We start from the raw sequence: 9,889 nt of genomic DNA, 5'->3' as shown, positions 1-9,889 counted from the left end.
CCAGATGTGGAAGCCCGGTAACGGGTGGAGCTGACTGGTACTAATAGGCCGAGGGCTTGTCCTCAGTTGCTCGCGTCCACTGTGTTAGTTCTGAAATAACGAACAGCTGTGAAAACACCAGCGTTCAAATTTCATAGTGTTTCGGTGGTCATAGCGTTAGGGAAACGCCCGGTTACATTCCGAACCCGGAAGCTAAGCCTTTCAGCGCCGATGGTACTGCAGGGGGGACCCTGTGGGAGAGTAGGACGCCGCCGAACAAATTTTGATAACGGGGAAGCCCCGCACCATTGGTGCGGGGCTTTTCTGCGTTTACAGGATCATGCGCGCTTTTTGGGGTGGACGGAGAAGAAGTCCCACATGAGGTCCGTGGCGTTGAGGCCCGCCTCTGGGTCGGCCATTGCACCGGAGGACGCGCCGGGCCAGGAATGGCCCATGTCCGGGAGGCGGTAGATGAACGTCACCATCGAGACAGGGGACTTGGGGGCGTAGGAGGGAGTCGCCGGGGCGGGGCCGGCGAAGGCGCCGCTGACGGAGGCCACCGCGGCGAACAGGTCGTGGAGCTCGACGCCCACCTTGAAAGACATGTCGCCGCCGTTGGAGATGCCCGTCGCGTAGACGCGGCTCGGGTCGGCCTTCCACGTCGTGGTGAGGCGGCCCACCATCGTCTTGAGGAAGCCGATGTCGTCCTCCGCCCCACAGCAGGTCAGGGCGTTGCAGCCGCCGCTGAAACCGTCGGGGTAGGCGACCAGGAAGTTCTTCGCGTCGGCCTTCTTGTTGAGCCCGCTGAGCTCGGCCACGGCGGTGCCCGTACCCGGGAACATGTGCATCGCCACGACCAGGGGCAGCGACTTCGACGGGGTGCAGCCCGGGAACATAACGGGCCTTGCCGGGGCTTGTCCGCATGCGCGCATGGTGGCAGTGGCGACGCGGGCGGTCCAGAGGAATCGGTGGTTCGGAGTTCTGACTTTTTATGGGTATGATCTATCTCGTTGAAGCCGAGCAGAACAGCGAAGCGCAACGAGGCCCCTATAGCTCAGTCGGTAGAGCGTCTCCATGGTAAGGAGAAGGTCTGCGGTTCGATTCCGCATGGGGGCTCAGGAAACGAAAGGCCCCCCGCCATAGGCGGGGGGCCTTTCGTGTATGTGTGTGTCTCACTTCTGGGGGGCCGCGGACTCCGCGCTGTCGTACGGGGAGTTGGGGAGTCCGCGGGGGAGCCGCAGGTCAGTTCTTCAGGGGTTCCGGGACGCGCATCGCGAGGATGGCCATGTCGTCGGAGGCGGGCTCCGCGGCGAAGCGTTCCACAGTGCGCAGGACGCGGGCGGCGATGGCGCCAGCGGTCAGGCCCGTACAACCGGCGAGGACTTCGGCGAGGCCGTCGTCGCCGAGCATGCGGGTGCCCTCGCGGCGTTCCGTGATGCCGTCCGTGACGCAGAGGAGGACGTCGCCCGGGTCGAGGGTGATGGTCTCCTCGTAGAGCTCCAGGTCCTCCATGACGCCCAGGAGGGGCTGGGGTTCGGCGGCGGGGGTGACGGTGCCGTCCTGGCGGAGGCGCAGGGGGAGGGGGTGGCCCGCGCAGACCAGTTTGAGGATGGAGCTGCCGTCCTCCTGGGGCCACAGCTCGCCGTAGAGGAGGGTGAGGAAGCGGCTGCGTTCGCCCTCGTCGAGGATGGCGGCGTTGAGGCGTTCCAGGACCGCCGGGCCGCCGAAGCCCTCGCGGGCCAGGAGGCGCAGGGCGTGCCGGGCGAGGCCCGTGACGGCGGCGGCCTGGGGGCCCGTGCCGCAGACGTCGCCGATGGCGAAGCCGTACACGCCGTCGCGGATCGGGAAGATGTCGTAGAAGTCGCCGCCGACCTCGTTGCCCTCGCCCGCGGCGCGGTAGATGACCTCGACCTCCATGCCCGGGACGTTCGGGCGCTCCGGGGGGAGCAGGCTGCGCTGGAGGGACTGGCTGATGGCCATGCGCTCCGAGTACAGGCGGGCGTTGTCCAGGGCGAGGGCGGCGCGGCGGGAGAGGTCCTCGGCGAGTTCGAGGATCTCCTGGCGGAAGTGGTCGTCGGTGGGCTTGCCGAGGGTCAGCATGCCGATGACGCGGTTGCGGGCGACCAGGGGGAGGACGACCGTCTCGCCGCCGACGGCTGCCGCGGTCGCGAGGGTGGTGCCGATGCCCGAGCCCAGGTGAGGGGTCGAGCCGAGGCCGAGGCTGCGCATGGAGGTGCGCAGGGCGGCCTGGTGGGCGGCCTCGCCGGGGGCGGTCCAGATGCGGGCGCCGGGAGTGGGCACCGGGTCGGGCGGGCTGATGCGGGAGAGGAGGGCCTTGAGGCCGTCGATGCGCTCCTCGTCCTCGTGCAGGACGTAGGAGAGGTACGGGTCGGAGGCCTGGTCGGCGATCGTGTAGACGGCGCACCAGGTGGCCAGGGTGGGGACCGTCATCTGCGCCATGAGGGCGAGGGTCTGGTCGCGGTCCAGGGTGCCGGCGAGGAGGTCGGAGGCCTCGACGAGGAAGGACAGGGAGCCGCGGCGGAGGCGTTCGAGTTCGCCGAGACGGGCGGACTCGACGGCGAGCGCGATGCGGTCGGCGGCGAACTGGAGGCGCAGGGCCTCCTCGTTGGTGTAGCGGCCGGGGGCTTCGGCGGCGACGCCGAGGGAGCCGGTGAGGCGGCCCTCGACCTTGAGGGGGACGGTGACGACGGAGCGCATGCCGGTGCCGCCCAGGAGCGGGACGGCGCCGGGCACGGCGACCAGGTCCTCGTGGACGGCGGGCATGCGGGCCGAGCCGTATCTGCCGGTGCCCGCCTCGACGGGGACGCGGGCGAAGCGCTGGCGGGCGGAGGGCAGGCCGGTGGTGGCCCGTACCTCCAGTTCCGTTTCGTCGTCGGTGGCCAGCAGGAGGAAGGCGGAGTCCGCGTCGAGCATGTCGCGGGCGCGCTCGACGGTGCGCTGGAGGAGGCCGTCCAGGTCGTCGGGGGCGGGGGAGCCGATGAAGACCTCGAACGGGTCGGTGGCCCGGCCGCTCTCGGAGCCGCCCGCGGGGTCCGTGGCGGGGGTGCGCTGGGGGGTCTGGAGGACGGCGCGTTCCACTTCCCGTACGAGAAGGCAGATGGTGGAGGGCTCGCCCTCGTTGTCCCGGACGCGCAGGTGCGAGGCGTACACGGGGACGACGCGGCCGTCCTCGCCGCGGATGCCGTAGCTGCCCTCCCAGCGGGACATCTGCAGGGCCTCGGCGATGCCCGTGCCGATGCCGGGGGTCTGCGGCCAGGCGGTGAGGTCGGTGAGGGGCTTGCCGGTGACCTGCTCGGCGGCGTACCCGAAGAGGTCCTGGGCGTCCTCGTTCCAGGAGGCGATGGAGCCGCTGCGGTCTATCTGCACGACAGCGACGCGGATGCGGCCGTCGGCGACGGGGAGCAGCTGGTCGGGGAGGACCGGGCCCGCGACGCGGGTGCCGACCGGGCGCTGGGGGAGGTCGAGTTGGAACCAGACGTGCTTCTGGGTGGGGGTGTACTCGACGCCCCACTTGGAGGCGAGGGCCGCGCACAGGAGGAGGCCGCGGCCGCCCTCGCGGTCGGGGCCGCCGAGGTTGAAGCCGGTGCCCTGGAGGGGGACCTCGCGCTCGGGGTAGCGGTCGCCGACCTCGACGCGGATGCCGTCCTCGGTGCGCAGGCACAGCACGTCGGCCTGGGTGCCCGCGTGGACGACGGCGTTGGTGACGAGCTCGCTGGTGAGGACGACCGCGTCGTCGACCAGCTCGGAATGCCCCCAGCCCTGGAGGGTGTCGCGTACGAACGCCCGGGCAGTCGCCACCGACCGTCCGACCGGGTCGAAAGTGGCCGCCGCCCGCGCCGTGATCACAGCACTCCCCATGTGGTGTTCGTCGCTTCCCCGAGTCCTGTGCCCGTTTCTCGCGGCTTCGATTCGCCTTTGCCAGGCTAGACGGTCGGCCGCGGCGTTGTGCCACTGCGTCCCGGATACGTACGCGGACGGTGCGCGGGAAGGGAGGAAACGGCGCGGTGACTGTACCCTTCAACGATTTGACGCCGGGGGCGTCACGCATCGACTGTCGAACATGGCGGTGCGGCAAGGTGGAAGACTGGGAAAGCTCCCAGCGAAGACCTGGGAAGTACGGTCGATCCCTGCGGGAGGGACACGGTGGAGTCTGGCGTGGCGGCGCGGGGCAAGAGCACGCGCACACAAGGCGGACGGTCCCGGAGCAATGGGACAACCGAGGTGGACACGGCGGCGCTGAACCGCATGCTGGCGGCCTTGGTGTCGATGCGGGACGGCAACTTCAGGAAGCGGCTGACGGTCTCCGGCGACGGGGTGATGGCCGAGATCGCCGCTGTTTTCAACGAGGTTGCCGACCGGAACCTGCATCTGACGGGCGAGCTGGCGCGGGTACGGCGCATGGTCGGCCGGGAGGGCAAGCTCGCGGAGCGGCTGGAGACCGGGGCCTGCGAGGGGTCCTGGGCGGCGGCGATCGACGCCTCGAACGCGCTGGTGGAGGACCTCGTACGACCGGTGTCCGAGGTCGGGCGGGTGCTGTCCGCGGTCGCGGAGGGCGACCTGGAGCAGCGGATGGAGCTGCGGTCGCAGGCCCGGGAGGACGGCAACGGGCATCCGTTGCGCGGAGAGTTCCTCAAGGTCGGGCGGACGGTCAACAACCTCGTCGACCAGCTGTCGGCGTTCACCGACGAGGTGACGCGCGTCGCGCTGGAGGTCGGCACCGAGGGCAAGCTCGGCGGGCAGGCGCAGGTGCGCGGGATGTCCGGGTCGTGGAAGGACCTGACGGACTCCGTCAATACGATGGCGTACCGGCTGACGGCGCAGGTGCGCGACATCGCGCTGGTGACGACGGCGGTGGCCAAGGGCGATCTGTCGCGCAAGGTCACGGTGCACGTGGCCGGCGAGATGCTCCAGCTGAAGAACACCGTGAACACGATGGTGGACCAGCTGTCGTCGTTCTCCTCCGAGGTCACACGGGTCGCGCGTGAGGTCGGTACCGAGGGTGAGCTGGGCGGGCAGGCGCAGGTGCCCGGGGTGGCGGGGGTGTGGAAGGACCTCACCGACTCCGTGAACCTGATGGCGGGGAACCTCACCTCGCAGGTGCGCGGGATCGCCGAGGTCACCACGGCTGTGGCCAGTGGTGACCTGTCGCGGAAGGTCACGGTGAACGCGCGTGGCGAGGTCGCGCAGCTCGCCGAGACGATCAACCAGATGACCGAGACGCTGCGGACCTTCGCGGACGAGGTGACGCGGGTCGCGAGCGAGGTCGGCGGCGAGGGTCTGCTCGGTGGGCAGGCGCAGGTGCCGGGCGCGGCGGGGACGTGGAAGGACCTGACCGATTCGGTCAACACCGCCTTCCGCAACCTCACGGACCAGGTGCGCAACATCGCGCAGGTGACGACGGCGGTCGCCAACGGCGACATGACGCAGAAGGTCACCGTCGACGTCGCGGGCGAGATGCTGGAGCTGAAGAACACCGTCAACACGATGGTGGAGCAGCTCCAGGCCTTCGGTTCCGAAGTGACGCGCGTGGCCCGAGAGGTCGGCGTCGAGGGGCAGTTGGGTGGGCAGGCGCAGGTGCCCGGGGCGGCGGGGACGTGGAAGGACCTCACGGATTCCGTGAACACGGCCTTCCGCAACCTCACCGGGCAGGTGCGCAACATCGCGCAGGTGACGACGGCGGTCGCCAACGGTGACCTGTCGCAGAAGGTCACGGTGGACGTCTCCGGCGAGATGCTGGAGCTGAAGAACACCGTGAACACGATGGTGGACCAGCTGTCGTCGTTCGCCGACCAGGTCACGCGGATGGCCCGGGACGTGGGCACGGAGGGGCGGCTCGGCGGGCAGGCGCGCGTCGACGGCGTCAGCGGTACGTGGAAGGAACTCACCGACTCCGTCAACTTCATGGCCGGGAACCTGACGTCGCAGGTGCGGCAGATCGCCCAGGTGACGACGGCCGTGGCGCGGGGAGACCTGTCGCAGAAGATCGACGTCGATGCGCGCGGCGAGATCCTGGAGCTGAAGAACACCATCAACACGATGGTCGACCAGCTGTCCGCGTTCGCCGACCAGGTGACGCGGGTCGCGCGCGAGGTGGGTACGGAGGGACGGCTCGGCGGGCAGGCGCAGGTGCCGGGCGTCGCCGGTGTGTGGCGCGACCTGACCGACTCGGTGAACGGCATGGCCGGGAACCTCACCGCCCAGGTGCGCAACATCGCGCAGGTCGCCACGGCGGTCGCGCGCGGTGACCTGTCGCAGAAGATCGACGTGGACGCGCGCGGCGAGATCCTGGAGCTGAAGAACACCCTCAACACCATGGTCGACCAGCTCTCGAACTTCGCGGAGCAGGTGACCCGGGTGGCCCGCGAGGTGGGCACCGAGGGCATCCTCGGCGGCCAGGCCGAGGTCCAGGGGGTGAGCGGCACGTGGAAGGACCTCACCCAGTCCGTGAACTTCATGGCCAACAACCTGACCTCCCAGGTGCGCAACATCGCCGAGGTCACGACGGCCGTCGCCAAGGGCGATCTGTCGAAGAAGATCACCGTCGACGCGAAGGGCGAGATCCTGGATCTCGTCACGACCGTGAACACGATGGTGGACCAGCTCTCCAACTTCGCGGACGAGGTGACGAGGGTCGCCCGTGAGGTGGGCACCGAGGGCATTCTGGGTGGTCAGGCACGGGTGCGCGGGGTCACCGGCATCTGGAAGGACCTCAGCGACAACGTCAATACGATGGCCAACAACCTGACCTCGCAGGTGCGGAACATCTCCCGGGTGTCCTCCGCCGTCGCCAACGGCGACCTGACGAAGAAGGTCACCGTCGAGGCGCGCGGCGAGGTCGCCGAGCTGGCCGACACGGTGAACACCATGGTGACGACCCTGTCGTCGTTCGCCGACGAGGTCACGCGCGTGGCCCGCGAGGTGGGCACGCAGGGCGAACTGGGCGGCCAGGCACGCGTTCCCGGAGTCGCGGGTACGTGGAAGGACCTCACCGAGTCGGTGAACTCGATGGCGTCCAACCTCACCGGCCAGGTGCGGCAGATCGCGACCGTGACGACCGCCATCGCCAAGGGCGACCTCACCAAGAAGATCGACATCGATGCGCGCGGTGAGATCCAGGACCTGAAGGACACCATCAACACGATGGTCGACCAGCTGTCCTCGTTCGCGGAGCAGGTGACCCGGGTGGCCCGCGAGGTGGGCACCGACGGGCAGTTGGGCGGTCAGGCCCGGGTGCGGGACGTCGACGGCACGTGGCGCGACCTCACCCAGTCCGTGAACGAGATGGCCGGGAACCTGACCCGGCAGGTGCGCGCCATGGCGAAGGTCGCCACCGCGGTGACCCGCGGCGACCTCAACCTGAAGATCGACGTGGATGCCGCCGGAGAGATCCAGGAGCTCCAGGACAACATCAACACGATGATCTCCAACCTGCGCGACACCACCCTCGCCAACGAGGAGCAGGACTGGCTCAAGGGCAACCTGGCCCGCATCTCCGGTCTCATGCAGGGCCGCCGGGACCTCGACGACGTCGCCTCGCTGATCATGAGCGAGCTGACGCCGGTCGTCTCGGCGCAGCAGGGGGCGTTCTTCCTGGCGCTGCCGTCGGGCTCGTCGGCGGCGAAGGGCGCGGAGGTCGGCGCGGACGCGGACAGCCCGTACCAGCTGCGGATGCGCGGGAGTTACGGGTACTCGGCGGGGTCGATGCCGACGGTGTTCCGGCCGGGGGAGACCCTGATCGGGACGGCCGCCGAGGAGAAGCGGACCATCCAGGTCAAGGTGCCCGAGGGGTACCTGAAGATCTCCTCGGGGCTCGGGGAGGCTCCGCCGGCGCATGTGATCGTGCTGCCGGTGCTCTTCGAGGGGCAGGTGCTCGGGGTGATCGAGCTGGCGTCGTTCCAGCCGTTCACGCAGATCCAGCGGGACTTCCTGAACCAGATCGCCGACCTGATCGCCACCAGCGTCAACACCATCAGCGTCAATACGAAGACCGAGGTGCTGCTGGAGCAGTCGCAGGAGCTGACCGAGCAACTGCGCGAGCGCTCCGAGGAGTTGGAGAACCGGCAGAAGGCCCTCCAGGAGTCCAACGCCGAACTGGAGGAGAAGGCCGAGCTGCTGGCCCGGCAGAACCGCGACATCGAGGTGAAGAACACCGAGATCGAGGAGGCCCGGCAGGTCCTGGAGGAGCGCGCCGAGCAGTTGGCCGTCTCCATGCGGTACAAGTCGGAGTTCCTGGCGAACATGTCGCACGAGCTGCGCACTCCGCTCAACTCGCTGCTGATCCTCGCCAAGCTGCTCGCCGACAACGCCGACGGGAACCTCTCCCCGAAGCAGGTCGAGTTCGCCGAGACCATTCACGGGGCCGGGTCCGACCTGCTCCAGCTGATCAACGACATCCTCGACCTGTCCAAGGTCGAGGCGGGCAAGATGGACGTCTCGCCGACCCGGATCGCCCTGGTCCAGCTCGTCGACTACGTGGAGGCCACCTTCCGGCCGCTCACCGCGGAGAAGGGCCTCGACTTCTCGGTACGGGTCTCCCCGGAGCTGCCCGCCACCCTGCACACCGACGAACAGCGCCTCCTCCAGGTGCTGCGCAACCTGCTGTCGAACGCGGTGAAGTTCACCGACTCCGGCGCGGTCGAGCTGGTGATCCGGCCCGCCAACGCCGACGTGCCGCACGAGATCCGTGAGCAGCTGCTCGAAGCGGGCTCGCTGCGGGACTCCGACGGGGACCTGATCGCCTTCTCGGTCACCGACACCGGTATTGGCATCGCCGCCAGCAAGATGCGGGTCATCTTCGAGGCCTTCAAGCAGGCCGACGGGACGACCAGCAGGAAGTACGGCGGTACGGGCCTGGGCCTGTCCATCAGCCGGGAGATCGCCCGCCTGCTCGGCGGCGAGATCCACGCGGCGAGCGAGCCCGGCCGCGGCTCGACGTTCACCCTGTACCTGCCGCTGCACCCCAGCGAGCTGCCCCCGCAGGGCTACCCGCAGCTCAGCCCCGGCGGGCTCGAACTGCCGCGCAGGGCGCAGCAGCAGGAAGGCTCCAGGACGCCGGACGCGGCTCTTCCGCCGTACCACCTGGGTGTCGTACGCAACGAACCGCAGACGGGTTCCGCTGGTCTTTTCCGGCGGCGGCGCAAGGCGATCGGGCAGGCCGAGGAGCGGCCCGCGCTGCCCGGCCAGCCGACGGCGGCCAGCAGCGGCAGCACGCCGCAGGATCCGTGGGCGGGACAGTCGCAGGGGCAGGAGAGCGCGCCCGAGGAGCGGCGGACCTTCGGGTTCTCCGGCGAGAAGGTGCTCATCGTCGACGACGACATCCGCAACGTCTTCGCGCTGACGAGCGTGCTGGAGCAGCACGGGCTTGCCGTGCTGTACGCGGAGAACGGGCGCGAGGGCATCGAAGTCCTGGAGCAGCACGACGACGTGACGGTCGTGCTGATGGACATCATGATGCCGGAGATGGACGGCTACGCGACGACGACGGCGATCCGCAGGATGCCGCAGTTCGCCGGACTGCCGATCATCGCGCTCACCGCGAAGGCCATGAAGGGCGACCGGGAGAAGGCCATCGACTCGGGTGCGTCCGACTACGTGACCAAGCCGGTGGACCCGGATCATCTGCTCGGTGTGATGGAACAGTGGATGCGCGGGGAGGAGTGAGCCCCGGCGCCCTGCGGGCGCGTGGGTGACCGTACGGTGGTGCATGTCGCGGTCGGCCGCGGGCAGTCGTGCTGACTGACTGTGGCCGACGGCGTGTGAGAGCACGGTATTCGGGGAACCTTCTGGTCTCCCGATGCGTTTCTGCTACGTGCACAGTGACATCGCGGTGACAGGGTGTGGCGACCGGCAGGGTACGGCTACCATGACCGGCACAAGGACGGGCGACGCA

Annotated in this window: 3 protein-coding genes, 1 tRNA gene and 1 rRNA gene; 3 read left to right on the top strand and 2 right to left on the bottom strand. The window is 69.2% G+C overall.

Going from position 1 to position 9,889, the window contains the following annotated elements:
* The first annotated feature begins 140 nt into the window (after positions 1-140).
* Positions 141-257: ribosomal RNA gene (rrf, locus tag ACIO3O_RS11050) — 5S ribosomal RNA — on the top strand.
* Positions 258-317: 60 nt separating this feature from the next.
* Here the strand turns inward: rrf and ACIO3O_RS11045 are convergent.
* On the bottom strand, positions 318-875 hold the full coding sequence (locus tag ACIO3O_RS11045; protein WP_401744435.1) for an alpha/beta hydrolase family esterase: 558 nt from the start codon (positions 873-875) through the stop codon (positions 318-320).
* A gap of 147 nt (positions 876-1,022) precedes the next feature.
* Between ACIO3O_RS11045 and ACIO3O_RS11040 the strand changes: the two genes are divergently transcribed.
* Positions 1,023-1,095, top strand: a tRNA-Thr gene (locus ACIO3O_RS11040).
* Between the two features lie 126 nt (positions 1,096-1,221).
* Here the strand turns inward: ACIO3O_RS11040 and ACIO3O_RS11035 are convergent.
* Positions 1,222-3,846, bottom strand: a complete 2,625-nt coding sequence (locus ACIO3O_RS11035) for a SpoIIE family protein phosphatase (protein ID WP_401744503.1) — start codon at positions 3,844-3,846, stop codon at positions 1,222-1,224.
* A 399-nt stretch (positions 3,847-4,245) separates the two neighbouring features.
* Here ACIO3O_RS11035 and ACIO3O_RS11030 point away from each other — a divergent pair, with 399 nt between their 5' ends.
* Positions 4,246-9,660 (top strand): HAMP domain-containing protein, encoded by a 5,415-nt coding sequence (locus tag ACIO3O_RS11030; protein WP_401744433.1) that lies wholly within the window; start codon positions 4,246-4,248, stop codon positions 9,658-9,660.
* The last annotated feature ends 229 nt before the right edge of the window (positions 9,661-9,889 follow it).

The sequence above is a fragment of the Streptomyces sp. NPDC087440 genome (assembly GCF_044744005.1).
In the GTDB taxonomy this organism is placed as follows: Bacteria; Actinomycetota; Actinomycetes; order Streptomycetales; family Streptomycetaceae; genus Streptomyces.
This window is presented reverse-complemented; position numbering and strand designations above follow the sequence as displayed.

Bases quoted from the DNA above. Each gene is read 5' to 3' on its own strand.
- ACIO3O_RS11045 (WP_401744435.1), bottom strand. From the start codon at position 875: ATGTTCCCGGGCTGCACCCCGTCGAAGTCGCTGCCCCTGGTCGTGGCG.
- ACIO3O_RS11030 (WP_401744433.1), top strand. From the start codon at position 4,246: ATGCTGGCGGCCTTGGTGTCGATGCGGGACGGCAACTTCAGGAAGCGG.